Origin of the sequence: Hyphomonas johnsonii MHS-2, assembly GCF_000685275.1 — a bacterium.
GTDB classification, from domain to species: Bacteria; Pseudomonadota; Alphaproteobacteria; order Caulobacterales; family Hyphomonadaceae; genus Hyphomonas; species Hyphomonas johnsonii.
In genome coordinates this window covers 236,619-262,862 of record NZ_ARYK01000005.1, presented here as the reverse complement: position 1 = coordinate 262,862, position 26,244 = coordinate 236,619, and the positions used below count along the sequence as shown (strand labels likewise).

General features: G+C 64.2%; 33 protein-coding genes. 8 read left to right on the top strand and 25 right to left on the bottom strand.

Going from position 1 to position 26,244, the window contains the following annotated elements; genetic code table 11:
- Nucleotides 1-28: 28 nt before the first annotated feature.
- The 3 genes from HJO_RS12000 to HJO_RS11990 all read right to left on the bottom strand — a co-directional run bounded on the left by HJO_RS12000 (nt 29) and on the right by HJO_RS11990 (nt 1,641).
- Complete coding sequence (locus tag HJO_RS12000) at nt 29-313, bottom strand: hypothetical protein (RefSeq protein WP_156945613.1); 285 nt, start codon at nt 311-313, stop codon at nt 29-31.
- 80 nt (nt 314-393) lie between these two features.
- Complete coding sequence (locus HJO_RS11995) at nt 394-741, bottom strand: ArsC/Spx/MgsR family protein (RefSeq protein ID WP_035617106.1); 348 nt, start codon at nt 739-741, stop codon at nt 394-396.
- A 12-nt stretch (nt 742-753) separates the two neighbouring features.
- Nucleotides 754-1,641: an HpcH/HpaI aldolase/citrate lyase family protein gene (locus HJO_RS11990; protein WP_035617105.1), complete on the bottom strand. Its 888-nt coding sequence runs from the start codon at nt 1,639-1,641 to the stop codon at nt 754-756.
- Between the two features lie 176 nt (nt 1,642-1,817).
- On the opposite strand from HJO_RS11990, the gene HJO_RS11985 reads away from it, so the two are divergent.
- Complete coding sequence (locus HJO_RS11985) at nt 1,818-2,939, top strand: serine hydrolase domain-containing protein (RefSeq protein ID WP_035617104.1); 1,122 nt, start codon at nt 1,818-1,820, stop codon at nt 2,937-2,939.
- Between the two features lies 1 nt (nt 2,940).
- A complete protein-coding gene (locus tag HJO_RS11980) occupies nt 2,941-3,558 on the top strand; it encodes a LysE family translocator (protein ID WP_035617230.1) in 618 nt (205 codons plus the stop codon).
- 106 nt (nt 3,559-3,664) lie between these two features.
- On the opposite strand, the gene rarD is transcribed toward HJO_RS11980, so the two are convergent.
- The gene (rarD, locus tag HJO_RS11975; RefSeq protein WP_051618542.1) at nt 3,665-4,579 is read right to left on the bottom strand and encodes an EamA family transporter RarD; all 915 of its coding nucleotides are present in this window, start codon (nt 4,577-4,579) and stop codon (nt 3,665-3,667) included.
- A gap of 203 nt (nt 4,580-4,782) precedes the next feature.
- Here rarD and HJO_RS11965 point away from each other — a divergent pair, with 203 nt between their 5' ends.
- Complete coding sequence (locus HJO_RS11965; RefSeq protein ID WP_051618541.1) at nt 4,783-5,862, top strand: hypothetical protein; 1,080 nt, start codon at nt 4,783-4,785, stop codon at nt 5,860-5,862.
- A 21-nt stretch (nt 5,863-5,883) separates the two neighbouring features.
- On the opposite strand, the gene HJO_RS11960 is transcribed toward HJO_RS11965, so the two are convergent.
- Nucleotides 5,884-6,927 carry an aspartate-semialdehyde dehydrogenase gene (locus HJO_RS11960; protein WP_035617100.1) on the bottom strand — a complete coding sequence of 348 codons (1,044 nt, stop codon included), beginning with the start codon at nt 6,925-6,927 and terminating at the stop codon, nt 5,884-5,886.
- A 126-nt stretch (nt 6,928-7,053) separates the two neighbouring features.
- Between HJO_RS11960 and HJO_RS11955 the strand changes: the two genes are divergently transcribed.
- Together HJO_RS11955 and HJO_RS11950 are read left to right on the top strand one after the other, a co-directional pair.
- Nucleotides 7,054-7,425, top strand: coding sequence for a nuclear transport factor 2 family protein (locus HJO_RS11955; RefSeq protein WP_035617099.1), 372 nt, complete (start codon nt 7,054-7,056; stop codon nt 7,423-7,425).
- Nucleotides 7,426-7,438: 13 nt separating this feature from the next.
- Nucleotides 7,439-8,242: a TIGR03084 family metal-binding protein gene (locus HJO_RS11950; RefSeq protein ID WP_241764735.1), complete on the top strand. Its 804-nt coding sequence runs from the start codon at nt 7,439-7,441 to the stop codon at nt 8,240-8,242.
- Here the strand turns inward: HJO_RS11950 and HJO_RS11945 are convergent.
- From HJO_RS11945 to HJO_RS11890, 12 genes are all read right to left on the bottom strand, one after another.
- A complete protein-coding gene (locus HJO_RS11945) occupies nt 8,239-9,432 on the bottom strand; it encodes an amidohydrolase family protein (protein WP_035617097.1) in 1,194 nt (397 codons plus the stop codon). The two genes, HJO_RS11950 and HJO_RS11945, sit on opposite strands and share 4 nt — an antisense overlap.
- A 75-nt stretch (nt 9,433-9,507) precedes the next feature.
- Nucleotides 9,508-10,563: a 3-isopropylmalate dehydrogenase gene (gene leuB / locus HJO_RS11940; RefSeq protein WP_035617096.1), complete on the bottom strand. Its 1,056-nt coding sequence runs from the start codon at nt 10,561-10,563 to the stop codon at nt 9,508-9,510.
- A 7-nt stretch (nt 10,564-10,570) separates the two neighbouring features.
- Nucleotides 10,571-10,840 carry a hypothetical protein gene (locus tag HJO_RS11935; protein ID WP_035617095.1) on the bottom strand — a complete coding sequence of 90 codons (270 nt, stop codon included), beginning with the start codon at nt 10,838-10,840 and terminating at the stop codon, nt 10,571-10,573.
- 53 nt (nt 10,841-10,893) lie between these two features.
- Nucleotides 10,894-11,229 carry a hypothetical protein gene (locus tag HJO_RS11930; protein WP_035617093.1) on the bottom strand — a complete coding sequence of 112 codons (336 nt, stop codon included), beginning with the start codon at nt 11,227-11,229 and terminating at the stop codon, nt 10,894-10,896.
- A 51-nt stretch (nt 11,230-11,280) separates the two neighbouring features.
- Nucleotides 11,281-11,589, bottom strand: a complete 309-nt coding sequence (locus HJO_RS11925; RefSeq protein ID WP_035617091.1) for a hypothetical protein — start codon at nt 11,587-11,589, stop codon at nt 11,281-11,283.
- A gap of 124 nt (nt 11,590-11,713) precedes the next feature.
- Nucleotides 11,714-12,004 (bottom strand): putative quinol monooxygenase, encoded by a 291-nt coding sequence (locus HJO_RS11920; protein ID WP_241764739.1) that lies wholly within the window; start codon nt 12,002-12,004, stop codon nt 11,714-11,716.
- Between the two features lie 2 nt (nt 12,005-12,006).
- Complete coding sequence (locus HJO_RS11915; RefSeq protein ID WP_035617089.1) at nt 12,007-12,234, bottom strand: hypothetical protein; 228 nt, start codon at nt 12,232-12,234, stop codon at nt 12,007-12,009.
- Nucleotides 12,213-12,842, bottom strand: a complete 630-nt coding sequence (leuD, locus tag HJO_RS11910) for a 3-isopropylmalate dehydratase small subunit (protein WP_035617088.1) — start codon at nt 12,840-12,842, stop codon at nt 12,213-12,215. The genes HJO_RS11915 and leuD overlap by 22 nt, the downstream gene beginning before the upstream one ends.
- 9 nt (nt 12,843-12,851) lie before the next feature.
- Nucleotides 12,852-13,697: a VOC family protein gene (locus HJO_RS11905; RefSeq protein WP_035617087.1), complete on the bottom strand. Its 846-nt coding sequence runs from the start codon at nt 13,695-13,697 to the stop codon at nt 12,852-12,854.
- On the bottom strand, nt 13,694-14,329 hold the full coding sequence (locus HJO_RS11900; protein ID WP_156945611.1) for a glutathione S-transferase family protein: 636 nt from the start codon (nt 14,327-14,329) through the stop codon (nt 13,694-13,696). Before HJO_RS11900 ends, HJO_RS11905 begins: the two co-directional genes overlap by 4 nt.
- 99 nt (nt 14,330-14,428) lie before the next feature.
- A complete protein-coding gene (leuC, locus tag HJO_RS11895) occupies nt 14,429-15,826 on the bottom strand; it encodes a 3-isopropylmalate dehydratase large subunit (protein ID WP_035617085.1) in 1,398 nt (465 codons plus the stop codon).
- Nucleotides 15,827-15,904: 78 nt separating this feature from the next.
- A complete protein-coding gene (locus HJO_RS11890; protein WP_035617224.1) occupies nt 15,905-16,912 on the bottom strand; it encodes an NAD-dependent epimerase/dehydratase family protein in 1,008 nt (335 codons plus the stop codon).
- A 91-nt stretch (nt 16,913-17,003) separates the two neighbouring features.
- Between HJO_RS11890 and HJO_RS11885 the strand changes: the two genes are divergently transcribed.
- Nucleotides 17,004-17,912: a LysR family transcriptional regulator gene (locus tag HJO_RS11885; RefSeq protein WP_035617084.1), complete on the top strand. Its 909-nt coding sequence runs from the start codon at nt 17,004-17,006 to the stop codon at nt 17,910-17,912.
- 60 nt (nt 17,913-17,972) lie between these two features.
- Here the strand turns inward: HJO_RS11885 and rplS are convergent, their stop codons facing one another.
- Nucleotides 17,973-18,572 (bottom strand): 50S ribosomal protein L19, encoded by a 600-nt coding sequence (gene rplS, locus HJO_RS18960; protein ID WP_035617082.1) that lies wholly within the window; start codon nt 18,570-18,572, stop codon nt 17,973-17,975.
- Entirely contained in the window at nt 18,559-19,284 is a 726-nt protein-coding gene (gene trmD, locus HJO_RS11875; RefSeq protein WP_035617220.1) for a tRNA (guanosine(37)-N1)-methyltransferase TrmD, read from the bottom strand. Before trmD ends, rplS begins: the two co-directional genes overlap by 14 nt.
- Nucleotides 19,285-19,405: 121 nt before the next feature.
- Between trmD and HJO_RS11870 the strand changes: the two genes are divergently transcribed.
- Nucleotides 19,406-19,882, top strand: a complete 477-nt coding sequence (locus HJO_RS11870; protein ID WP_035617081.1) for a hypothetical protein — start codon at nt 19,406-19,408, stop codon at nt 19,880-19,882.
- A 51-nt stretch (nt 19,883-19,933) separates the two neighbouring features.
- Here the strand turns inward: HJO_RS11870 and HJO_RS11865 are convergent, their stop codons facing one another.
- From HJO_RS11865 to HJO_RS11850, 4 genes are all read right to left on the bottom strand, one after another.
- Entirely contained in the window at nt 19,934-20,548 is a 615-nt protein-coding gene (locus HJO_RS11865; RefSeq protein WP_035617080.1) for a hypothetical protein, read from the bottom strand.
- A 94-nt stretch (nt 20,549-20,642) separates the two neighbouring features.
- Nucleotides 20,643-21,287 carry a vWA domain-containing protein gene (locus tag HJO_RS11860; protein WP_035617078.1) on the bottom strand — a complete coding sequence of 215 codons (645 nt, stop codon included), beginning with the start codon at nt 21,285-21,287 and terminating at the stop codon, nt 20,643-20,645.
- Nucleotides 21,284-22,663: a hypothetical protein gene (locus tag HJO_RS11855; protein WP_156945610.1), complete on the bottom strand. Its 1,380-nt coding sequence runs from the start codon at nt 22,661-22,663 to the stop codon at nt 21,284-21,286. The genes HJO_RS11860 and HJO_RS11855 overlap by 4 nt, the downstream gene beginning before the upstream one ends.
- Nucleotides 22,664-22,762: 99 nt before the next feature.
- A complete protein-coding gene (locus HJO_RS11850) occupies nt 22,763-23,083 on the bottom strand; it encodes a DUF6614 family protein (RefSeq protein ID WP_035617218.1) in 321 nt (106 codons plus the stop codon).
- A gap of 135 nt (nt 23,084-23,218) precedes the next feature.
- On the opposite strand from HJO_RS11850, the gene HJO_RS11845 reads away from it, so the two are divergent.
- Nucleotides 23,219-23,968 (top strand): glycosyltransferase family 2 protein, encoded by a 750-nt coding sequence (locus tag HJO_RS11845; protein WP_035617075.1) that lies wholly within the window; start codon nt 23,219-23,221, stop codon nt 23,966-23,968.
- Between the two features lie 18 nt (nt 23,969-23,986).
- On the opposite strand, the gene HJO_RS11840 is transcribed toward HJO_RS11845, so the two are convergent.
- Together HJO_RS11840 and rimM are read right to left on the bottom strand one after the other, a co-directional pair.
- Nucleotides 23,987-25,633 (bottom strand): beta/gamma crystallin-related protein, encoded by a 1,647-nt coding sequence (locus HJO_RS11840; protein ID WP_035617073.1) that lies wholly within the window; start codon nt 25,631-25,633, stop codon nt 23,987-23,989.
- A gap of 77 nt (nt 25,634-25,710) precedes the next feature.
- Entirely contained in the window at nt 25,711-26,244 is a 534-nt protein-coding gene (rimM, locus tag HJO_RS11835; protein ID WP_035617072.1) for a ribosome maturation factor RimM, read from the bottom strand.

Below are 26,244 nucleotides of genomic sequence, written 5' to 3'. Positions count from 1 at the left end.
TGAGGCCCCAACGGTTGCGCTCAGAGGGTCAGGCGCAACCGGTGAAGCCCGTCAGGGTGTCGGCGAACACCTGCACGTGGGCGGAGCCTGAAATCAAGCCGCTAGCGAAAAAAGGCGCCAGAACGAGCGAAATCGCCGCACCCAGCAGGCAGGCTGCCATCAGTTGCTGGTCGGTGCGTTCGGCAAACCGGTCGATCGCGCGCGGGCCGGCCAGCATGTAGGGCACGCCCAGCAGGCAGAAGCCGGCAAAACCGATCAGGAGGGCAGCGAGGGCGGAAAGGACGAACATCATCTGCGCCTTATCGCGCAACAAGGCTGATATTCCGTCGCCCGGATCGGTGAAATTTGATCGATTGGCCCGGTTCAGGCCCGAATTCGCAGCGATCAGGCGATTCAGACAATGTCCAGCAGGCGCTCGACCGGCCGGCCGAGGACCGCCTTGTCGCCCTTGATCCCGATCGGGCGCTGGATCAGCTTCGGATCATTCGCCATGGCAGCAAAGACATCCGCGTCACTCGCCGCCGCAGACAGGCCGGCTTCGGTGGCGTTCCGCTCGCGCAGGAAGGCGCGGGGGCCGACGCCGCCCATTTTGCGGGCAATGTCCCGCAATTCTTCGACGCTCAACCGCTCGGATTCGTTCATGTATTTGCGGATCACCGGCTCGATACCGTTCTCGGTCAGCAGGTCGAGGCCCTTGCGCGACGTGCTGCAGACCGGGTTGTGCAGGATTGTATAGATCATGTCAGTCTCTCCTCAGGCCGCTTCGAAGGCCTTGATGGCCTCATCCATCGCCACCGTTCGCCGGGCTTCGTCGAGGTGCAGCAGTTCCGTCATCTTGCCGTTGACCTTGAGCACGCCCTTTCCGGCATTGTCCGGGTCAGCGAAGGCCTCGATGACGGCCTTGGCGTGTTCGACATCATGCGGGCTTGGCGCGAAGACGCGATTGGCGGTGTCCAGTTGCGATGGATGGATCAGTGTCTTGCCGTCGAAGCCCAGCGTGCGGCCCTGCTCGCATTCGACGATCAGGCCCTGCTCGTCCTTGATATCGTTGAACACGCCATCAATGGCGACAAGGCCATAGGCCCGGGCGGCCGCCATGCTGAGCTGCAGCGCCGTCTGGAAGGCGAGGCGGTCCGGCGTGGCGCGGGCGCGATATTCCTTGGCGAGGTCATTGGTGCCCATGACAAAGGCCGCGAGCCGCGTGCGGTGGGCCGCTTCAGCGATCTCCTGGATGTTGAGAATGGCGAGCGGCATCTCGATCATCACCCAGAGGCCCATGTCGACCGGGGCGCCTGCAGCGGTGAGCGCCGAATCCAGCCGGTCAATGTCGGCACCCGAGACCACTTTTGGTGCAAGGATCGCGTTGGCGCCGCATGTCGCCGCCATCTTCAGGTCGTCGGCGCCCCATTCGGTCTCAAGGCCATTGATGCGCACGACGATCTCGCGTGCGCCATAGCCACCTGCGCCGGTTGCATTGGCAATCGCCTGGCGCGCTTCGGCCTTGGCGTCGGGCGCAACGGCGTCCTCGAGATCGAAGATCAGCGTGTCGGCGGCGAGGGCCTTTGCCTTTTCAAGTGCGCGTGTATTGGCGCCCGGCATGTAGAGGCAGGACCGGCGGGGGCGGTGGGCTGGGACTGGCATGCGTGAACTCCTGAATTGTCTTCCCGGTCAATGCCCTGTCCGGCAGGCGAGATCAACAATCCCCCGCGCCACAGCCGCGGGGCTTTCATGGCTATTCGAATGTTCTATAGCTGCTTTCCAGTGTGAACAGCCCGGAAACGGAAAACGAAACCGGGCAGAGCAGAAGTGGAAATCGAATGAGCGTGCCGGTCTCTGGCCATGTCGCAAACGGGTTTGAACCGGTCCGCGAGGTCTTCGAAGCGAACTTCGCGGATAATGGCGAACTTGGCGCCGGATTCACGGTTCTGCTCGACGGCCAGCCGGTCGTGGATCTCGCTGGCGGGTGGGCTGACCGGCAATCGACCCGCCCCTGGGACGCCGAGACGCTCGTGCCGATCTATTCGACCACCAAGGGCGTCGCGGCGCTGGTGCTCGGCGCCCATGTCGCCACGCTGGCGCATGGCTACGAGACACCGGTGGCGGCGGTCTGGCCGGAATTCGCGGCGAACGGCAAAGACGCGGTCACGATCGGGCAATTGGCCAGCCATCAGGCCGGCCTGCCGGGCTTTCCCGATGAAATCGACCCCGACCTCTGGCTCGATCCGCCCGCATGCGCGGCGGCCCTCGCCGACCTCGCGCCGATGTGGCCTCCCGGCAGCGCGCACGGCTACCATCCGCTGAGCTGGGGGTACCTTGTCGGCGAGATCGTGCGCCGGATCGCCGGGCAAACGCTCGGCACCTGGCTGCGCGAGACGGTCTGCGCGCCGAACGGCATCGACTTCCATATCGGCCTGCCTGCCAGCGAACACCAACGCTGCGCTGATGTGCAGCGCCCGAAAGCCCTGCCGGAACTGGGCGAGATGACGCCGCCGCGCCGGGCCGCGTTCGGCACCAAATGGGCCGCGCCCAATCGCGGCGGGGCCATCTGGCGCGAGATCGAGATCCCCTCGGCAAATGGCCACGGCACGGCCGCCAGCGTCGCGGCCCTCTACGATGCCTATGCGCATGGCGGCGCTGTCGCCGGCAGCCCTGTGGTGCCTGCCGGCCTGTTTGATGCCCTGACCCGGTCACGGACGGAAGGACCGGACCTGGTCCTGCCGCTGCACACGGGTTTCGGCGCCGGAATCATGCGCAACACACACGGCTTTTTCGGACCAAACCCGGCAACGCTCGGTCATTGCGGCTGGGGCGGCTCGATGGCGATTGCCGATCCTGACCGGCACCTGACCTGCGCCTATGTCATGAACAAGCAGTCGAATGTGCTGGTCGGCGACCCGCGCGCCGTCCGCCTCGTCAATGCTGTCTATGGGTGCCTCTGACATGCTGGCACATGTCGACTGGCCAGCCTTCCTGTTCGCGATGGCCGCTGTCGAGCTGACACCGGGCCCAAACATGGGCTGGCTCGCCGCCCTGTCAGCCCGCTCCGGCCGGCGCGTCGGCCTTGTCGCCGTCGCCGGTGTGACGCTCGGCCTGGCCTGCCAGCTTGTCGCTGCGGCGACGGGCCTGTCCGCCCTGCTGGCGGAATTGCCGCTGGTCTACCAGTCGCTGCGCTGGGCCGGCGTCGCGTTCATGCTCTATCTTGCCTGGGAAGCCTTCAACGATGACGGGTCGGCCTCGACAGTGCGCGGCGACGGACGTGAAGGCTTCCGGCGCGGCTTCATTGCCAATATCCTGAACCCCAAGGCCCTGGTCTTCTACCTCCTGATCGTCGGCCAGTTCGCGGAACCTGCGGCCGGCGCCATCTGGGTACAGATCGTTTTGCTGGGGCTGATCCACCTTGCCGTCGCCATTCTGGTCCATGTCGGAATCGTCCTGATGGGCGCGAGTCTCGGCAGCTTGCTAGATCGCTGGCGGACTGCGCTTCCCGTCCGTCTCGGTTTCGCGCTTGCACTTGCCGGGATCGCCGTATGGATCGCGATATCGACCCAGCCGGGCTGACTGGTTCTGGCACAGCGGTTGCACTGACCCGGACAGGCCAGACTTGGTCTGTCACCATGCAAAGACCTTGTCCCCGGTGCGCCCCTTGACCGCCGGGGACTTTTTTTCAGGCCGGGCGGGCCGTGCGCGCAAGCCGCCGCGCCTTGGCCTCACCCAGCATGCTGTCCGTCGTGTAGATCGCCAGCGCCGCCCAGATGCACCCGAACGCGATGGCGTGAGTCCAGCCGAAGGCCTCGTGGAACACCAGGGTCGCAATCAGGAACTGCAGGGTCGGGCCGATATATTGCATCATGCCGATGGTCGAGAGTTTCAGCCGCTTGGCCGCGAGGCCGAACAGGATGAGCGGCGTGGCGGTGATCGGCCCGGCGAGCATCAACAGGGGAATGTCCCAGCCGCCAGTACCCATCAGGCGGCCCTCCGGCTGCTGCAGGAACCAGGTGAACCAGGCCATGGCCAGCGGAGTCAGGACGGCAACCTCGACCAGGAACCCGGCCCGGCTGTCGATGGCGACCTTCTTCCGGATCACGGAATAGAAGGCAAACGTGAAGCAGAGGCCAAGGGCGACCCAGGGAATCCGGCCAAAGGCGACTGTCATCACCCCGACACCGATCGCCGCGATGACGACAGCGCCCCACTGCGCCGGACGCAGGCGTTCGGAGAAAATCAGCATGCCGAACAGGACGTTGACCAGCGGGTTGATGTAATAGCCGAGCGACGCCTCCATCGTGCGGCCCTGGTTCACCGCCCAGATATAGATCAGCCAGTTCACGCCGATCAGCACGCCCGACAGGGCAAGCCATTTGAGGTTTTGCCATTTGAACGCCGAACGGATGTCACGCCAGTTCGCGGCAACCGCAATCAGCAGCAGCGCCGTCGGCACGGACCAGATGATCCGGTGCGCGAGAAGCTCCACCGCCCCGACATGTTGCATCGCCCGGATATACAGCGGCAGCGAGCCCCAGATGACATAGGCACCGAGGGCGGCGGGAAATCCGAGGCGAAGGGAGGACAATGTGCTCATGCGCTCGCATGTAGGCCTGCGCGCCCTGCGGTGCCACCCAATTCTTGCTCACGCAAGATTTTGGTTTCCTGCACCTCGGGTCGCAAACTGGTCCGGATTGTTGGCATCGACCGCGCATGATCGGGAAAACAGAACTTCTACCATAAGGAGAAACCCAATAGAAAGAACTGCGTGTCATGACAGGCCCGAAAAGGGAGCTGATCATGGAAAGAGCCGCCGCACTATGGGCGTTCGTCGCCCTCGTCATGCTCGCAGCCTGTGACCAGTCATCGGGGCCGCTTGTCCCACCCCTTGGAACCAGGGTCCCCGTTGAGACGGCCGAAGATGCCTTGCCACCCGGCCGCATGCTCATCCCCCGGATGTCGCGCGCCTGCAACATGCCGGCCCCGAGTGCAGAGGCCCAGGTTCTTGCCATCATTGCGGGCCGGGGAAACGCGGTCTCCAATATTGCCGTTACAGGCGTCGACAACGAGACGACGGCTGCCACGATATTCATCGAAGCCGGCGAAGCCCCTGTCTACCTGTTCGCCCTGAACGGCAGCGCGATGGTCTGGAACGTGACTGGCGCGACCGAGCGGGTCGAGCGCCTCGTGATCCAGCCGCCATCGGAGCGGGAAGGGCCGGGTGTCGGGGTCGCCGGATTGCCGTCGAAAAAGGTCAGTGCTTTGACGGCAGATGCTTGCGGAGGCGCCTACTCTTACACGCAGGGTGAGGCGATGGCACAGCTTGAGAAACTCCGCTCCGTCCTGAGGCGCCCCGATCTTCTTGTTATCGGTCTTGATAGTCTCGGCACGGCGAATGCGCCCTCCGGAACGCCCGGGCCGGGCAACCGCGCCGGCGCGGGACCGATGATCGAAGGCGGCGGAGGCACCTATGTCATCCAGGATGGCAAGCCGAAACGCATCAACAAACGAGGACGGAATTTCCCTGATCGCCAGTTCAAACGGTTCTATCCGGCGGGAGTTGTCATGCTCGATCCCGGCGCGGTCGTGTCGACCCGACCTGTCGCTGTCTATGATGTCCTGCCGGGACAGGCCGGCCTGCTTCAGCTTCTCGGAGCGGGTCTGATAACCTTCAGGCCCGATGGTGCCTATCTGATCGAAGGGTCCATCCCGGGCATCCCCACGGGTCTGGCGGGTGCCCATCGCGTTGACTTCGTCCTGAAGGACGGCGCCCCCAAACCGAAAGGCAACATCGGGCATTCCAGCCTGTTCGACGAAATGACCGGGACATGCCTCGATGGCTTGTGCAAGAGCCTTGAAGACATGTCGAAGATGAGATGATGCGGCCGGGCGACGCCCGGATCAGCTGGTCGTGACGGCCTGCTTTTCCGATTTGATAATGCCCCGGTTCAGCAGCTCTTCGGCAATCTGGACCGCGTTCAGCGCAGCGCCCTTGCGGAGGTTGTCCGAGACGCACCAGAAGGCAAGACCGTGCTCGACGGTCGGGTCCTTGCGCACGCGACTGATGAAAGTTGCCCAGTCACCGACGCACTCCTTCGGCGTGATGTAGAGGTCTTCCTTCGGGTCATCGACCAGCATGATGCCGGGGCTTTCGCGCAGCAGCTTCTTGGCCTCGGCCGCGCTCATCGGGCCGGCCAGTTCGATATGCACGGCTTCCGAATGGCCGACAAAGACCGGAACCCGCACGCAGGTGGCGACCAGTTCGATGGCGGGATCGAGAATCTTCTTCGTCTCCTCGCGCATCTTCCATTCTTCCTTGGTGAAGCCGTCGTCCATGAACACGTCGATCTGCGGGATGACGTTGAACGCGATTTCCTTCGGGAAGACCTGCGGCGTCGGCTCGTCGTTGACGAAGATGCCCTTGGTCTGGTTCCACAGCTCGTCCATGCCGTCCTTGCCGGCACCGGAAACCGACTGATAGGTCGCAACCACGACGCGCGTGATGCCGACCGCGTCATGGATCGGCTTGAGGGCAACCACAAGCTGTGCCGTGGAGCAGTTCGGATTGGCGATGATGTTCTTCTTGGCATAGCCCATGACCGCGTCGGCATTCACTTCCGGCACGATCAGCGGCACGTCCTTGTCCATGCGCCAGGCCGAGGAATTGTCGATCACGATGGCGCCGGCAGTCGCGATCTTCGGTGCCCATTGCTTCGACACCTTGCCGCCGGCCGACATCAGGACCAGGTCGACCCGCGAAAAGTCGAAATTCTCGAGATCGTGGCACTTCAGCGTCTTGTCGCCGTAGCTGACTTCCTTGCCTATCGAGCGCCGTGACGCGACAGCGAACACCTCGTCAGCCGGAAACAGGCGCTCGTCGAGAATGTTCAGGAGTTCGCGTCCGACATTTCCCGTAGCACCGACAATTGCAATCCGCGTGGCCATGATATGTAAAGCTCCATCCTGTATTTCGCAGGCTTATGACGCATTCTTGGCCCGTGCGAAAGCCTGTTGCCATCGCGCTATGTGTAAGGCAGGACCAGAGCCTGCCAAAGTCGAAGGAGCCTTGTGGTGCTTGACGACATTATCGCCCGGTATATTGCGAGCTACAACGCCCGCGACATAGACGGCATGCTGGAATGCGTGACGGACGATGTCGTGTTCGAGAACATTTCCAATTCCGGCCAGTCAATGCGGCTCGACGGCAAGGACATGATGCGCCAGGTGGCAGACCTGTCCGGCAATGCCTTCTCCTATCGCCGCCAGCGGCTGGTGAATGTCGTGACCGGTTCGGGCAAGGCCGCGGCCGAAATCGAGTTCGAAGGCAAGGCCGCGGTCGACCTGCCGAACGGCGTGAGGGCAGGCGAAACGGTCAAGGTCCGCGGCGCAAGCTTCTTCGAGTTCCGTGGCAACCTGCTCTGCCGGATCGCTGATTACAGCTGACCGCCAAGGGGGCATGATGCAACAGGCACAGGATTTTCTCGACGAGACCGAGGCGCTGGCCGCCCTGCTGGCACCGCTGGCCGACAGCGATTTCCTGCAGCAGACCGCGTTCAAGGACTGGACCGTGGACATGGTGCTGCGCCACCTCCACTTCTGGAACAAGGCAGCCCTGCTGTCCCTGACGGACGAAGCGGCGTTCAAGGCCCTGGTCGCGGACGTCAGCGGCGCCGTCAAGGGCGGGTCGCTGCCTGTGCACGAAGCCGCCTATTTCAATGGCCTGTCCGGCCAGGCCCTGCGCACCGCCTGGCGCACGCTGGCAGCCGAAACCGCCAGCGCCTTCAGCAAGACCGATCCGTCCCGCCGGCTCGCCTGGGTGGGGCCCAGCATGAGTGCCCGCTCATCGATCACCGCCCGCCTGATGGAAACCTGGGCGCACGGCCAGGAAGTCTATGACCAGCTCGGCGTGGTCCGCCAGAACGCCGACCGGATCCGGAATATCGTCGTCCTGGGCGTCAACACCTATGGCTGGACCTTTGCCAATCGCCGCGAAGAGGCGCCCCAGCCGATGCCGCACCTCGTGCTGACGGCCCCGTCAGGCGAGACGTGGACCTATGGCGATGTGCAGGATGGCGAACGGATCGAGGGCCTCGCGGAGGAATTCTGCCAGGTCGTGACGCAGACGCGCAATATTGCTGACACGGCGCTTTCCGTGACCGGCCCGAACGCCGCCCGCTGGATGGCGCATGCCCAATGCTTCGCCGGACCGCCGAAAGAACCGCCTCCGCCCGGCACCCGCAAGACCCGCGTGTCGGCCTAGGCTGCAGTCTGCCCGACTGGTCGGCGCAGGTCTTTCGCCAGGCCCTCGCCCATCAGGTCGATGAAATTGCCCGAATAGAAGGCCTCGATGGCGCGCGGCGGCTGCCCCTTCAGGCTTTCGTCAAACCGCTTCAACGGGTTGCGACCACCCTCGACGTGCGGGTAATCCGACGAAAACAGGCAGACCTCCTCGCCGGCATTGGCGATGATCCAGCCGGCGTCTTCATGCGGATAAGGCGCTGCGCGGAACTGGCGCCGCACGATCTCGGACGGGCGCGCCGACAGGGTCTGCAGCCGGGTCTCGTTGCGCATGAAGGCATGCGCCGCTGAATCCATCGACCGCATCCAGCCGGGCACCCAGGACGCGCCAAGTTCGATCGCGCCGAACTTCAGGGCCGGGAAGCGGTCGAACACGCCATCAAAGATCAATGTCGCCAGGGTCTGCATCGCCGAATTCGGGATCGGCATGTAGCTGACCGAGGTGAAATTGTCGTCGCCGCCATGAAAGTCCGGCACCGGCGGCAAGCCGTTTTCCTTGTAGGCGGGATTGAGCTTCTCCTCGCCGCCGACATGGAACAGGATCGGCAGGCCGGCCTCCTCCGCCATCGCCCAGACCGGATCAAGTCCGACATGGCTTGGCGAATGGTGCTGCGGGCAGAGCGACGGCACCATCAGCGCCTTTGCGCCCATGCCAATGGCGGCGCGGGCCGTCTGAATGGCGCGCTCGATATCTTCCAGCGGTACATAGGCCGTGGCGAGGAGCCGGCGGTCGGCGGAACAGATATCCGTCATCATCCGGTTATGCGCGTCTGCGGCCGCATAGCAGAGTTCCATGTCGTCGCCCTGGTCCAGCCCGAAATTGCCGAGGCAACGCGTGGTGAATACCAGCTGGCTGGCAAAGCCGAGCAGGTCGAGCGCGTGTGGACGGTCCTCGCGTGCCCAGGCGCCGTGGGCCTCGTAGTTCTTTCGCAACAGGATATTGTCGTCGATCTCGGCGCGGAACGCCGCATCCTCGTGCCGGGCGAGGCTGGCATCGATCGACGCGGCCCATTCGGCGCGCAGGCGCTCCATGTAGGGCAGCGCCCGGAATCGCGCCAGCAGGCGTGCATCGAAATACGGGTCGAGACAGTCGACCGGTTCCATCAAATGGCTGTCGGCATCGTGCACAAGGCGGCCGCCTGCATAGGTCATGGTGTTTCCTCCGGCATGTTTTCCGGAGAACTTGTCACACGGGCCGGAGAACGACAATCACCGACAGGGCTGCGTTCAGAATGCCGCGAGGATGGCGTCGCCCATTTCGCGGGTCGACAGCGTGCCGCCAAGATCCCGGGTGCGGGCACCCTTGTCGAGCGCCTTGCCGACAGCGGCGTAAAGGGCGTCGGCCGCCTTTTCCCGGTCCAACGACCAGCGCAGCGCCATTTCCAGCGACAGGATCGCCGCGCAGGGATTGGCAATGCCCTGGCCGGCAATATCCGGCGCGGAGCCATGCACAGGCTCGTAGAGGCCCGGCGTGCCGGGCGCCCCGAGAGACGCCGAGGGCAGCATGCCGATCGAGCCCGTCAGCATCGCCGCTTCGTCCGACAGGATGTCGCCGAAGAGGTTGCCGGCAAGGATGACGTCGAACTGTTTCGGCGCGCGCACCAGTTCCATGGCGCAGGCGTCGGCGTACATGTGGCTGAGGTCCACGCCGGCGCCGAACTCGGCATGAGTGAGAGTCACTTCCTGACGCCAGAACAGGCCGGATTCCATCACGTTGGATTTCTCGACCGAGCAGACCCGTCCCTTCCGGCCGCGCGCAATGTCGAAGGCAACCCGCGTCACCCGTTCGATCTCGGGGTGCGTGTACACGGCCGTGTCATAGCCACGCCGGTAGCCATTCGCATCGGTGTCGATGCCGCGCGGTTCACCGAAATAGACATCTCCCGTCAACTCGCGGACAATCATCAGGTCGAGCCCTTCGATGATGTCGCGCTTCAGGCTGGAGGCGTCGACCAGCGCCGGAAAGCAATAGGCCGGCCGCAGGTTCGCGAACACGTCGAGGCCCTTGCGCAGGGCGAGCAGGCCGGCTTCCGGGCGCTTGTCGCGGGCGACATTGATCCACTTGGGGCCGCCGACGGCACCGAGCAGGACAGCGTCAGCGCGCCGCGCCAATTCAAGCGTTGCGTCCGTGAGTGGGACACTGTGCTGGTCCAGCGATGCACCACCGACCAGACCGTTTTCGAACTTCAGGTCCGGAACGAGAATCTCCGCCACCCGGCGGACTTCGGCCACAACTTCAGGCCCGATCCCGTCCCCGGGAAGCAACAAGAGTGTCTGGTGCATGAATTATCTAATTACCCATCTTGGTTTCTTTATCCATGTAGCCGCGGCGCGAGCGGATGTCATCCATGGTCTTTGCCGCAGCCTCGCGGTTCTGTTCGTCTATCGCCGCCCAGGTCGCCTTGTTATTGCAGATTCGCTTGGGAAGGATCGTGCCGGACTCGGTAACCGAGCGACATACCCGCTGCGCCCCTTCTTCGACCGACATGTCTGCGTGTTGACTGGACGCGCAAGCTGCAAGCGCAAAGCCCGCTGCGAGAATTAGCATCGTGCGTTTCATGGGTGGTCCCCCTTCTTGATGTCTGGTCTGTCTGCCGAACGTCCCGGTCCGGATCAGCAAGTGCCCTGGCTCTGTGTCGAACAGCCCGAGCGCACACGCTGGAAATTGTTCGTCGATTCACGCGCATTCCCTGTTGTATATTCGTCGTAGGCTTCCCACGCTTCCGGCGTCTTGCACTCGCGTTGCGCGAAACGCGTGCCTGTGACCTTCAGCGAACGGCAGACGACTTCCACGTCCGCTGACGCGACTTTGACGCCCTCGGCGTCGGCCTCGGCCGTAGCCGGCGCGGCGGCGGGTGCAGCTGCTTGAGGTGCGACCGGCGCGGCCTGACAAGCCGCCAGGACCGCGGCGGACGCGATCATGGCAAGAGGTGTTGGTATCCGTATCATTCCTTGACTCCGTAGCAATTGTCTCAGTGGTGGCGTGTATCTACCGCGCTATCAGGTTCCGCCGACGGAGCTGCCAGTGCCCACGCGCTGGATCTTGTCCGCGGCTTCGCGGGCATTCTGGTTGGTGTAGGCATCGAATTTTTTCCAGGCTTCGCCCGTCTTGCATTCGCGCTTGGCAAAGCGGCTGCCGGTCACCTTCATGTTCCGGCAGATCACGTCTTCCCCGCCTTCCGCGAGTTGCACGGATTCCGCGGCGTCGGTAGATCCGGCTGGCGTGGCGGCAAGCCCGGTCGTGGCGACGGGCGCAGACTGGCATGCCGCCAGGAAAAGCCCGGCTATGGCGATTGAGGCAATTTTCACGGGGCGTCTCCTGAATAAACCGTCCGCCATGAATACCGGCGCAAGGCTGCAAGCGCAACAAACAACGTTCCACGCCGGCCTGAACGACCGCGCCAGGCGCGCTGTCAGCTTGCAGAAAAAATGCTCAGATAGGCTCCGGCTCGGCCTCATAGAGGCGCAGCGAACGGTCCGAAATGCCAAGCTGCGGGAAGAAGGCGCGCCAGGTCGCCATGTGGGCCGTCTTGAAATGGGCTGCCAGCGCGTCCCGGCTTTCCCAGCGTTCGGATACGCGGATCAGGCCGGCATCCAGCACGTCGACGGCATACGCGTAGTCAACACAGCCAGGTTCCGCGCGGCTGGCACGAACCATCTGTTCCATGGCTGAACGCGCGTCCTCCAGCCGGGAAGGCGGAATACGGACGGTGCCTTCGATCACGATCAAGCGCCGGGCTCCGCGTCGGGATCAACCGCCTCCGGTTCCGGTGCCGGCTGGGTGTCAGGCGTCTTTTCGGGAAGCGTGACATTCACTTCAGGCTTGATGCTGAACGGATCGGTGTGACAGGCGCCGAGCAGCACCAGGCCAACTGCCATCACGCATGCCTGTTTCCAAAGCTTCATGTCCTTGTCCTCCCGAACGGTGTGGATCAGCTTGCCTGTTCCAGCCATGGCGTCATCAGGCGCCGGGTTGTCTCGAATGCCGAAATATCAGCCTCCGCACTGAGCGAGGCGCCGATCTCGTCCAGGCCCGCCATCAGGTTGAGCTTCCGGCCGGGGTCGACATCGAACGGATGCACGACACCGTCCGGCGTCACCACCGTCTGGTTTTCAAGATCGATCGTGAACACATGATTGGCGCCACCGGCCTGGGCGGCGAGATCTTCGCAGACATTCGCCGGCAGGCGCACGGGCAGGATGCCGTTCTTGTAGCAGTTATTATGGAAAATATCGGCGAAGCTCGGCGCGATCACGCAGGTGATGCCCTGGTCCAGCAAGGCCCACGGTGCGTGTTCGCGCGAGGAACCGCAGCCGAAATTCTCGCCGGTGATCAGGATACTGGCCTTGGCATATTGCGGCCTGTTGAGCACGAAATCGGGGTTTTCCGAACCGTCAGCGTTCGTTTTCAGCTCATGGAACAGGCCTTTCGACAGGCCGTTGCGCGTCGTCGTCTTCAGGAACTGCTTGGGGATGATCATGTCCGTGTCGACGTTCGACATCGGCTTGCCCTTGTCCAGAAGAGGCGCGGCGGTTCCGGTGAGTGTGGTGAATGCTTTCATGGAAATATCCTATTCCGGCTGGTGCGAAATGAACAGGGTGGGCACGCCGAGCGTGCCGTCGCGGACCGTGAACACGCGGCTGCCCGGCTTGCGGCCTTTCCGCGCCTCGGACACGTCGCGCCCGGCGGCCGTCAGGCGCGCGTGGGCAGCGTCAAGGTCCTCGACCAGCCAGGTCAGGCCCCAGATCGAATCCGGGCCGGCCGGGTCGTGCGTTTCGCCCAGCCGGTGGATGACCTCGAATGTCAGGTTTCCCGTCCGGAAGAACAGGAACCGCGTCTTCCATTGCTCGGCTGTACGATCGAGCGCCATGTCGAGTCCCAGGCGCGCACCATAGAGCGCGGCTGCCCGGTCCGGGTTCGGCGTGTTGATGACAATATGGTCGAGGGCGCCGACCGCATCGGCTGGCGCCGGCTGGGGTGAGGGCGCGCCCGTCAAGTGTTCGATCAGGAAGGTCCTTACGCCCGCCGTCTCGGCATCATCGCACCGGAAACGCCGCCAGTCGCGGACTTGGCCGTCAGCCTTGTTCCGGCTTTCACCGGGCACAATGTCCTGCGGTTTCAGGCCGCGGCGCGTCAGCCGGTGATGGGCATGCTCGATATCGCGGGCCCGGAAGGCGAGGCTTTTCAGGCCCGGTCCGTCGGCTGCGAGAATCTCCCGCAACCGGTCGGCAACCGGCCCCTCGCCATCAGGCCCCATCAGTTCCAGCGCTGTATTGGCGACCCGGAACAGCGCAGTCGCCGCCCCGTCGCCGGTCGCCTGCCAGTCCGGCGCCCGGCCAAGCAGCTGCACATAGGCCTCCGTCGCGGAGGCGATCTCCGGGCAGACGAGGACAATATGGTCCAGTCCGGTGATCACGCGGCAACCGTCTCCTTCGGCAGGCAGTCGGCGATGCCCTTGTAGCCAGGCAGCGCCTCGACCCGGCCCATCCAGCGCCGAAGATGCGGGTAGGCTGCAAGGTCTATGACCGCTTCACCGGAGTAGGCGGCAATGCCGTAAATATCGATATCGGCGATGGTCGGCGCGGCGCCGACCAGCCAGTCGCGGCCCTCCAGCAGGCCGTTCAGTTCCCGCAGCGCGCCGGTCGCCGCATTCAGGTTGGCCTCGGCCACCTGCTCGTTGAAATTGAAGAAGCCGAGTTTCAGGGCACGCGTGCGGTAGATACCGGTCGTTAGCTGGCCTGCACCCCATAATTGCCATTCGCGGGCCCGCAGGCGCTCGGCCCGGTCCTTGCCGCCGAACTGGCCGGTCTCGTCAGCGAGGTAATCGAGAATCACGGACGACTGGCACAGGCACATGTCCTTCTCGTCGTCTTCAAGCACCGGCACCTGCCCGTAGCGGTTCTTGGCGAGGAACGCATCCGCCTTGTGCGCGCCGGAGCGCAGGTCGACATGTTCATAGTCGAACGGCGTCTTTGTCAGGCGCAGCATCAGGCCGACCTTGTAGGTCGGGCCGGACGCAAACATCCCGTGGAGCGTGTAACGTGCCATTGGAAAAACCCTTTGATTGAGGCCGGCAATATGGCCGGTCTTGCGGTCCTTTGAAATCGCCAATTCGGAAATCGCCCGATTGCCGTCGCGGCCGCAGGATCAGCCGATCACGCCGGTTATCGCCGCCCGCGCGGCAAGCGCCGGACTCATCAGGTGGGTACGCCCCCCGCGGCCCTGGCGGCCTTCGAAATTGCGGTTCGAGGTCGAGGCGCAGCGTTCGCCCGGCGACAGGGTGTCCGGGTTCATGCCGAGGCACATGGAACAGCCCGGCTCGCGCCATTCAAATCCCGCCTCCATGAACACCAGGTCGAGGCCCTCTTCCTCCGCCTGTGCCCGCACCAGGCCCGAGCCCGGCACGATCATCGCCCGCACGCCGTCAGCCACCTTGTTGCCCTTGGCAATCCCGGCGGCGGCGCGCAGGTCTTCGATCCGGCTGTTGGTGCACGAGCCGATGAACACGCGCTGCACCGGCGTACCGGCAATCGGCGTGCCGCCTTCCAGCCCCATATAGTCGAGCGCCCGCTCCACGGCCGCGCGGATCGACGGATCGGCAATCGTCTTCGGGTCGGGGATGATGCCGGACACGGGGATCGCCTGGCCCGGGCTGGTGCCCCATGTCACCGTCGGCTCGACCGACGGGCCGTCGATCTCCACGATACGGTCCCAATGGGCGTCGGCGTCCGAATACAGTGTCTTCCAGTAGGAGACGGCATAGTCCCAGGCACCCGCCTTCGGGCTGGCCGGGCGGCCCTTCATGTATTCCAGCGTCTTTTCGTCCGGCGCGATCAGGCCAGCCCGGGCGCCGCCCTCAATCGACAGGTTGCAGAGCGTCATGCGCCCTTCCATCGACAGGGCTTCGACCGCTTCGCCGCGATATTCCATGACATAGCCGGTGCCGCCGGCCGTGCCGATCTGGGCGATGATGTGCAGCGCCAGGTCTTTCGCCGTCACGTCCTCGCGCAGCTGGCCGGATACGTCGATCGCCAGGTTCTTCATCTTGCGTGCCCGCAGGGTCTGCGTGGCGAGAACATGCTCGACTTCGGAAGTTCCGACACCGTGCGCCAGTGCGCCGAACGCCCCGTGCGTCGAGGTATGGCTGTCACCGCAGACAATCGTCATGCCGGGCTGTGTGCGGCCCTGTTCGGGCCCCACGACATGCACGATACCGTTGCGGATATCGCCCATCGGGAAATATTCGATGCCGTATTCAGCGACATTCCGGGTCAGCGTCTCCAGCTGGTTGCGGGCTTCGGGATCGGTGACACCGGCCATGCCGAGCGCCTGGCCCTCGGTCGGCGTATTATGGTCGGCCACGGCCAGCGTCAGGTCGGGGCGGCGCACCGTGCGACCCGCTGTCTTCAACCCGTCAAAAGCCTGCGGCGTCGTCACTTCATGGATCAGGTGCAGGTCGATATAGAGCAGGCTCTCGCCGGAACTGTCGTCCGTATGCGCGACATGCGCGTCCCAAATCTTGTCATAAAGTGTCTTGCCGGCCATTCGTCTTGCTCATCCTCAACTGTTGCGGCGCACCATAGCGGCAGATCCGGGCGTGGGAAGCCCGTACCCGCGATGACATTACGCTGGCGCCGCCACGTCTTTTATCTGGGAACGCGGGACAGGTGCCTCAAGACAGTTCATGCCCTCCAGAGTTGCCCGCAGGGCCACGTCGAGCGGCGTATGCGGCTCGCTGCCGAGCAGCCTGACCAGTTTCGTATTGTCCAGCCGGACCGGCACTTTCCAGAGATATTCCATCTCGGCCAATTCCCGGAAAATGCGCACGCCGGGCGAGAGAACCCGCACAAGCCACCAGGGCAGGGGACGGATTGGCGCATTCGGCACACCGGCGACATGGCGCGTCCGCTCGGCAATCTCGCGCCCGTCCGCCAGCCAGTGGCCGCCAAAATGCACGGTATCAAATGGCTGCAGGTCAGCATCCCGGTCGACAAGGCATGCAATCGCTTCGGCAAAATCCGGCAGGTAGGCCCAAGCATGGCCCACGCCCGGCCTGCCCGGATAGGTCACCGACCGGACAGGCCGGCCCGGCTTCACCAGCCCGGACGCAAACCAGGAATTGCCGGTCATGTGCGGCCCGAAGAAGTCGCCGCCGCGCACGACGAGCGCCCGCACACCCGCCGCAGAGGCGCGGCGGAGGCGGGCTTCCAGTTCGACCCGGATCGCACCCTTGCGGGTTGTCGGGTTCTGCGGCGATGCCTCACCCAGCAAGGGGAAGGCATCCGGCCCGTAATTGTAGACGGTCCCCGGAAGTATGATCCGGGCCCCATTCACGCGTGCGGCCGCAATCGTATTGTCGATCATGGGCAGCACCAGTTGGCCCCAGTTGCGGTATCCCGGCGGGTTCACGGCGTGCACGATCAGGTCCACATTCGTGGCGGCCATCCGCACGTCACCTGCCACCATTGCGTCACCGCCCACCCAATCGGCGTCCGGTATCAGGGCCGCCACTGCGTCCGGACGGCGGTGCAGGGCGCGTATCTGCCAGCCGCGAGCCCGCAATGCGCGGGCAATTTCGTATCCGGCGCCGCCTGTTGCGCCGAGGATGAGGGCTGTTCCGGTCCGCGTCATGACGATCTCCTGTTCTGATGACCGCCACAAGATCGCCTCACGGAGAGCTAAAAGAAATTGCGGTAATATGTATACCCGCTAAACATAAATCATGGATCAGTCAGCCCTTTCCTGGGATCATTGCCGGTCACTGCTGAGTGTGTACCGGACGGGCAGCCTGTCAGCCGCCGCCCGCGCCCTCGGCGTGACGCAGCCGACCGTCGCCCGCCATGTCGAACAGCTCGAGCAGGCGCTCGGCGGGGCCGCCCTGTTCACGCGTTCGCCACAGGGGCTTGCGCCCACCGAGGCCGCTGAAACCCTCATTCCCCATGCGCGCGCCATGGAAGCGTCCGCCGCCGCAATGGTGCGCGCTGCATCCGGGCCGGACGATGCCCTGGCCGGCACCGTGCGCATCACGGCCAGCGAAGTCATCGGAATCGAAGTCCTGCCGGCCATGCTTGCCAGTCTCGGGGCCGTACATCCGCAGCTCACTTTCGAACTCGTGGCAACGAATGAAACCGCCGACCTGTTGCGCCGGGATGCCGACATTGCCGTGCGCATGGTCCGCCCCAGCCAGGGCGCGCTGATCGCCCGCAAGGTCGGCGACATTCGGCTCGGCATGTTTGCGCGGCAGGATTATCTGGCCCGGCGCGGTACGCCCGCCGCGATCGAGGACCTGGCCGGCCACGCCCTGATCGGTTTCGACCACGAGACGACGGCCGCGCAAAGCCTGCGCGACAGGGGCCTCGATATCCGGCGCGAGGTGTTCAGCTTTCGAACCGACAGCGATGCTGCCCAGTTGTCCGCTATCCGCGCCGGCCTCGGCATCGGTATCTGCCAGGTCGCCCTTGCCCGGCGCGACCCGCAGCTGGTCCGCCTGTTCCCGGACACGATGGCATTCCCGCTCGAAACCTGGGTGACAATGCATGGCGACCTGCGCGGCAACCAACGCGTGCGCCTGGTCTTCGACCATCTCGCCACCGGCCTCAGCGCCTATGTGAAAGCCGGACACAGCGCCTGAACGAAAAACGCCCCTGCCGGAGGGCAAGGGCGTTCCTGAAATCGGTTGGGTGGAAGAAATCTATTCTTCCGGAGTTGCCTCTGGCGCTTCGGCTTCTGCAGCGGCTTTCGCTTCAGCTTCGGCAGCAGCCTTGGCTTCGGCTTCAGCGGCGGCCGCAGCGGCCTTTTCAGCCTCAAGCTTGGCCTTGGCGGCGGCGTCGCGGTCAGCGGCAGCCGCTTCCTTGCGGGCCAGCTTCTCGGCGTCCTTCTGGCGACGGCGCTCGGTCTTCGAGACAGCGATCTCGACGATCTCGATGCCGTGACCCGTGGTCCGCTCGGCAATACGGGCCGATTTACCGCGACGGTCGCGCAGGTAGTAAAGTTTCGCACGGCGCACACGGCCCTTGCGCTTCACCTCGATCGACTCGATCAGCGGCGAAACCAGCGGGAAGACCCGCTCGACGCCTTCACCGAAGGAAATCTTGCGAACCGTGAAGCTCTCGCTCAGGCCACCGCCCGAACGGGCAATGCAGACGCCTTCGAAGCGCTGGACGCGTTCGCGGTCGCCTTCCTTGATCTTCACGTTCACGGCCAGCGTATCGCCGGGCGAGAATACGGGTATCGTTTTGTCGCCGAGGACACGGACGCGTTCTTCCGCCTCAAGCTGTTCAATCATGTTCATCGCCAGTCTCCGGCGGTTGGAATTTGGGGGTCTCGGAGTAAGCGGCGTATAAATCGGGACGGCGCTGCTTTGTCAACGTCTTTGCGCTGTTGCGACGCCATTCTTCTATTCGCCTGTGATCGCCCGAGAGCAATACGTCCGGTGTTGACCGGCCATCCCACTCGCGCGGCACCGTATAATGGGCATGTTCCAGCAGGCCCTGTTCGAAGGACTCATCGGTCAGCGAGGCCTCGTTGCCCGCCACGCCCGGCAACAGCCGCACGACCGCTTCAACCATCGCCATGGCCGCCACTTCACCACCCGCCAGCACGAAATCGCCCAGCGAGACCTCTTCCATGCCGCGCGCTTCGATCACGCGCTCGTCGAGGCCCTCGAACCGGCCGCAAAACAGGACAAGGCCCGGCCCGGCCGCCCAGTCACGGGCTTTTTGCTGGTTGAACGGCTTGCCGCGCGGGGACAGGTAGACCAGCGGGCGCCCACCCCGGTCGATACTGTCGATGGCCGCCGCCGCGACATCCGGCCGGATCACCATGCCCGCGCCGCCGCCGGCCGGCGTGTCGTCGACATTGCGGTGCTTGCCGACACCGAAACCGCGCAGGTTGACCGTCTCGAGGTCCCACAGGCCATTTTCGCGGCCGCGCTGGAGGATCGAGGCGCCGAGCGGTCCCGGAAAGGCTTCCGGCACGAGGGTGATGATCGTGGTCGTGAACATGCCGCGCATCTACAGCAGATGAAACGCGGCGGCAAACGCCGTTGCCCGAGGCGCGCGGCCCGGTTGACGGCCCGCCCGGCCAGGCGCTTGATAGGACCGAGATACCGGGGGAGGGAGCCGCATGAATCTCGACACGATCGCAACGATAGCGAACATCATGGCGTCCGGCGCCGTAGTGCTGACCCTCGTCTTCATCGGCTTGCAGTTGCGCCAGAACTCCCACCTGACGCGGATGGCCGCCGCGCAGACCTCTGCCCAGCTCCTCTCGTCCAATCTCGGCCGGGTTGCGGAAAACGGCGAACTCGCCGCGCTGCTCGTCAACCAGCAGGGCCGCGACAACTGGACAGACGCCGAATACCTGCGCGTCACGAACTTCCTCAGCATTTCCTTCCGGCATTTCGAAGTCCTGCATACCCACAGGCGCTTTGGCGTGTTCGAGGAGGAATTGTGGGAAGGGTCCGAAGCGCGGCTGAAGGACTCCCTGTCCAATCCGTCGATCCGGGAATGGTGGGGCGAAAGCCGGGGCTTCTACGCGCGCAGCTTTGCCCGCTATGTTGACGGCCTCGCCGCGCAAATGGCGGCGGCAGCGGCGGAATAGGCAGGAACAACTTCACCCGCGCCTTGGTCGGCCTGGTCTTCGCAACCCGCGTCACGCATCCTCGAGCGGATCGGCTGGCGCCTCGGCGGCCCTAATGTCTGCCTGCAATACCTTCAGCCGTTCATGATAGTGCTCGCCAGCGCCATAGGGCTCGAAGCCGGCATAACGGGCATGCGTGCCGATCACGCGCCGGGCCTGCTTGATCGGGCACCAGTATTGTTCCGTGCGGGAACCGACTTCGCGGACATAGGCGATCACGCCGTTCACGTAGGAACAATAGGCGCAGTTGAGCTTTTCAATCGCGTTGAGATAGGCCAGCCCGCTGCGGTCAAACACCAGGTAGCGGTGGCGGCGAACCTGCGGGATGCCGTAGACCCGAAAGCAGATGGCCTGGTAGATCGACACCCACAGGTCGACGATCACAAACGGTATGATCAGGGAATAGATCACCGGCGCCGTCAGCCAGACCAGCGGCCGGGCCGAGAAGATGTAGCGCGCGACATGAGTGCGCAGGGCGCGGTGCCGGCGCACGACCTCTTCCTCGAACAGGGCGCGGCCGCGTTCGAGACCATAGCGCAGCCCCGTCCTTTGCTTCGCGAGTTCCGATTCCAGCTCGATCTCGAGCCCGCGCATCTTTTCGCGAATTGCTTCTATGGGGTCAGTCATGCGTGCGTGGATGCCCTGATCTGTCACACCTGACAAGTTTCGCTAGGCTGTGCCTCGTGACAGGGATCAGGGGCCGGGCCGCGGCGAACGCGCGTCAGAACACTTCGTCTAGCAACTGGTCGCGCGATTTGGCGTGGCGCCATTGCCCACCCGCATCGGTGACGATCTTTTCCCAGGTGGCCAGGCGTTCGTCATACAGGTCGGGATTGCTGGAATCGGCCTTTGTCTTGGTCACATTGGTCGCGATCACCGTAATCCCGGCAAGGTCCAGGCTAAGCTCGCTGGTGTCGCAATCTGGCGCCAGGTCCTCGATCATGTCCGAAAAGACAACCACGTAGCGCGACGTCGCCCGGTTCGCTTCCAGTTCGTTCGCGGCGTAACGCAGGGCCCCGTGGATGTCGGTGAAGTCTGACGACTTGAAGCCTTCGCCATAGGCATTCAGGGCGCCGAAGATCGCCTGCTTCATGTGCGAGGCCTGGCTTGGAATGCCGGGCAGGCGCTGGTTGAACACGACACTGTCGTCAGAGAACGAACAGGAGCTGATCTGCGCCACAGCGATGGAATCGTTCGGATTCAGCTTGGCGACAATCAGGCGCGACGTCGTGATCGACTCCTCCATCGTCCGGGCATAGGAGCCCGACGCATCGACGAGGACGAAGACGGCCCGCGAGTTCGACTTGATCGCGCCGCACCCGGCCAGGATCACGAGCGAGAGCGCCGCTGCAAGCCAGCGCATCATGTCCGCGCCTCGTCCGGCTTGCCGGCCTTGCCCGCATGCCGCACGGTCTGCACGACCTGCTCGATGGCAAGCGGCAGGAAGATGATCAGGTCGTAGAGCCGCAACAGGAACAGGCCGACACTTTTCACCACCGTCGAGAGAAGCCGGAAGAAGTTCGACAGGAAGACCAGGATCACGTGCCCCACGATCCGTAACAGGAAGACCGAGTTCTTGACCACGGTCTCGAGCGGGATGGCCGCAATTGCCAGCAGCCAGGGAATGACAACGGCCAGCATGATCTGCGCAATCATGATCAGCGACACGCCGGCCGGTTCCTCGACGACGAGGTCACCCAGCGCCATCACCTGCGTCTGCTGGTCCAGGATGATCAGGGAATCGCGCTGCATGGCGAGGATCGCCTCAAAGAACGAGAAGCCGCAGAGAAAGGCGAAGGCCGCCCAGAACAGGATGCGCCGGCCCGCGACGCCGATCGTCAGGAAAAAGCCGAGCTTGGTGACACCCGCCGCTTCCATCAGAACGATGCCGGCAACCGCTTCGAGGAAGATCACCACAAGCGCGGCGGCCGTCGGCAGCGGCATGCCGAGAATCTGCAGGCCGTCGCCAACGATTTCCGCCATCGGCCGCGCGATCAGGAAAAAGTTCAGGAACGCGCCCGTCAGGGCAACGAACATCACGATCAGGGCGATCAGCAGGGGAATGAGAATGGATTGTTTCTGGGCCACCGCGACGCGATCGTCGGAATGGATGCTTTCCTCGAACACATCGAAATCGCTGTTGATGCGATCGGCCAGCCGCGCGAACTCCTGGCCATAGGTCTTCAGCTTCACGACATTCTCGCCGATCGGCTTCAGGTGGCTGCGAATGTTCTGCAGGTCGGGGCGAACGGTCTGGATTTCCGCCGACACCGTGCGCTTGACCTGGTTCATCGCACTGGTGAGCCGCGCCTGTGACTTGGCATTGACCGTCTCCGCCAGCGACATCCGCACGGCGTCCAGCGTGGTCTGCGGCAGGTTGATCTGTTTCAGCGTCTCGACCGAGCCCTCGATTTCCTGGCTGCTGGTTTCGAGCTTTCCGACAACATGCAGGATCTCGCGGTCATGCTTGTTCGACCGCGCGCCAAGCCGGGCCTCGTGGGAATAGAGCTTGTCCTGGTATTCGTCCGCAAGATGGGCCGCGACCGTTTCACAATACTTGGCATACATGTTGGCCGCCGCCGTGCCGAACCACAGCGCCAGGCGGTTCAGCATGTAGGCCAGGCCCATGAACAGGCTGCGGAACGTGCGCTGCAGATGGGGGCGCGCAATATACAGAAGGATGATGACGGCGATCAGGATCGCCCATGTCTTCCAGTCACTCCAGTCACCAGGCAGGGTCATGTTCACCTCATGGGAGGCCACACTGCGGCCCAAACCAGAGACTAATCAAAGCTTAACGGCAAAGCCAAGGCAGGGATGCCTATTTGGTGAAATCCCAAATCAGTCCGGCCAGTCGCGGAACAGGCCGAATTTCACGTTCGTCACCATCGCGTTCGCCGCAAAGTGCAGCGTGTCGGTTTCGCCCTCGCGCCGCGCAGCTGCCCTGAACGCCGTATCGAGCTGGGCCAGGTCGCGCGTCTCGATCATGATATGGAATTCCCGCACGGTATCGGGCCTCAGGCCCAGCTTGCAGCGCATCATCCGCCAGGCCTCGATGCGGCCCTCCCCCTTCATGTGATCAAGGAAGGCGGGCAGGGCGGCGGCAAAGGCCCGCTCGTCCGTACCGGGCTTCAGGTCGAACCAGACGTGGTAGATATCCATGATCCTGCCTTTCGGGCTCCCGTCCATTACGTCCGTGCAATGTCCGGGCTGTTTTCGGGCTTCTTCCGTGCATTTATCCGTGCATGCTGAGCGTGTAAATTGCGCTGCTACGCCATGTTCTATACGGGAGGATGGATGGCTAACTCTCCCGCCCTTTCCGTCCTGATTCCCTTTTTCAACGAGGAAGGCAACGTGCATCCCGTGATCGACGAGGTGCATTCCGCGCTCGCCGGCATCGATTTCGAGATCGTCTGCGTCAATGACTGCTCGGGCGACGCAACGTCCGTGGAACTGGCTGAATCCATGGCGCGCCACCCGCACACGGTCACCGTGCTCAACCATGTCCGGCGCAGGGGAAAGTCAGCGGCCCTGTTCACGGGCCTGAAATCGGTGCGCGGCACCTGGGTGCAGCTGCTCGACGGCGATGGCCAGAACGACCCGCATGATACAGCCCGCCTCTGGGCCGAAATCATCGTGCCCGGCGCCCCGCCCAGGCTGGGCATCATTGCCGGAAAGCGTAACAGCCGCAACGATTCCGGCTTCAAGTGGCTGCAATCGCGCGTAGCCAATGGCGTGCGCCGGTTCGTGCTGCGCGATGATGCGACGGACACGGGCTGCGGCTGGAAGCTTGTCCGCACGGAGGCCTTCCGGGACCTGCCCTTCTTCGCCTCGATGCACCGCTTCCTGCCGGCCCTGGTCAAGCGCGCGGGCTGGGATGTGCGCGAGGAGCGGGTCAATGACCGCGAACGGATGGCGGGCGTATCGAAATACGGCTTCCTCGGGCGCCTCGGCGCCGGCCTCTTCGACCTTGTCGGCATGTTCTGGCTGACGCGGCGCGGCGGTTACGGCATCGCCGCCGAATGGAACGACCCGCGCGCCGACTAGGCCCGCACCCGGATCATCCTACTTCTGATTTTTCCCGACGCGGCCATTCTGGCGCCCGCGCATGCCGTCCGACGATCGCGGATTGGGGCGCTGGACCTGGCGTTGCGGCGCAGGACGCGGCGTCGGCGCCGCTTGTGCCGGGCGCGGCGACGGTGCGGAACGGACCTGGCGTGGCGGAGGCGCGGCCTTGACCGGCGCCCGCTGTGTGATAGCCCGCGTGGGTGCCCGTTGCGGCGCGGCCCGCTGGACGGGCGCTCTCACCGGCTGGCGCGCCTGCACGGCTGGCGTCTGGGGCCGGGCGCGCTGCGCTTTCTGGCGCTGCGGCTGGGCGGCAGGCGTTGAACTTGCGGGCCTGACAACGCGCGGGCGCTCAACCCGTGTGCGGGACGTGTCGGACCGCTTGGTGCTCGAATCGGGCCGTGTGGTGCGCGTGGCATTGCTGCGGCTGTAGTCGCGGCGATCCCGGTCAGGGCGGGCCTGCGGCGTAGTGGCGACCGGGTCCGGGGCGACGACACCACGCTGGCCGCGCGTCGGGCGGTTCGGCAGGGTCGTATCCGGCAGCGACGGGATCGTGCCGGGGCCGCCGGCAAGGTTGCCTGCGCGGGGCTGCTGGGTCGTCGGCGCAGCCGCGACAGCGCCCCTGCGACCCTGGTCGCGATCACCGCGGCCCCTGTCGCCACGCGCGTCACCGTCGCGGCGGCCTTTGTGCCCGTCGCGGTCACCCTTGCGGTCGCCACGCCCGGTATCAGGCAACGTGCCGGGAACCGGCCGGATCGAGGAAATATTGTCGTTCAGCCGGTAGCCGTTCAGCTTGCCGGTCGAGGCATCAATGACCTGGCAGCGGCCCTGGTAGTTGGCGTGCTCACAGACTTCCCATTTGCCCGACCTGATATCCAGCGACGAGACATTGTCGTTGAACCGGTAGCGGCTGAGATCGCTGATGCCGTGATTGATCCCGAGCGACGCGCCACGCCCGTTGGAATCGGTATACAGTGTCGCAGCACCGTTCTTGGCGCCATGGTGGCCGCGCACGGGCCGGCGCTTGTGATTGTAGTAGGCAGGCCGGTAGCTGTTGTAGCCACCGCGCGAATAGCCGAACCCGTAGGGGCCATACCCGGCCAGCGGATCATAATAGCCATACGAGCGATACGCCGGCGAATAGCCGTAATGGTAGATCTCCACACGCGTTGTTGCCCCGTACCCGTCATCGTAGCGATCATCATAGGCGTAGTCATTGTACCCGTAATCGGTTTCGTCGGCGTAGTGGATGTAGCCATTCTCGTCGCGTGTGAACATCAGGCCCGAGGCCGCATCGGTATATTCGTAGATCGGCCGGACAGACGAAACGATGCCTTCAAGGCCGAAATAGCTGAGGTCCGGCGAATCCTCGCGCAGGAACACGCAGCGGCCGGTGAAATCAACGTTCTCGCAAAGCTCCCACGCGCCTGACAGCACAGACACCGAGCGGGCACGGTCATTGAAGTCGAGGTCATGGAGGGAAAGGATCGGGTCGAACACATTGGTTGCGGCGCCGCGGAAGTCCTTGCCACTGAACAGGATCAGCGCGGCCTCTTCCTGCGGTACATCCTGCTGCGCCGTCGCCACGCTGGCGAGCGCGAACGGGAGTGCAATGATGGCGCCGAAGCGCATGAGCGCGGCAAACATGGCCAATTCCTCTATGTTACGCCTTGTAACATGGCCCCCGGCACCTGAACATCGCGCAACGTGGGCGCGATTTCCTGCTATTCCTTGTCCGGGGTTTCCACCCAGGACATCAGGTTCGGGATGGAAATGCGGCCGGCCTTGATGTCGACTTCGGGCACATCGGTCAGCGTGAACGGCACGAACACGCTGGCACCGCCAGTGATCAGCTGGATTTCGAGCAGGTCGTCAGCCCCGAAATTCTGCACCGACTTGACCCGCCCCTCGGCCACCTCGTCAACGGCATGGACCGCAAGGCCGACAAGGTCCTCGATATAGAATTCGTCATCCTCGGCTTCCGGCAGGATCGCGCGCTCGACATGCAGAAGGGCGCCTTTCAGCGCGTCCCACTCTTCCTTCTGCTTCTTTTCGCGTGCCGCCACGATGAAATGGTCCTTGCCCGACCGGGCGGAGACCGGCGTCACCAGCACGTTTCCGTCGGCGTCGGTCAGCGGTCCGTACGTGAACAGGTCACCCGGTTCGGTCGTGAAGCTCTTCACCCTCACTTCACCCTGCACGCCGTGGGCCCCCTTCAGGGCGCCCACCACGATGCGTTTGTTCGATCGGCTGTTCAT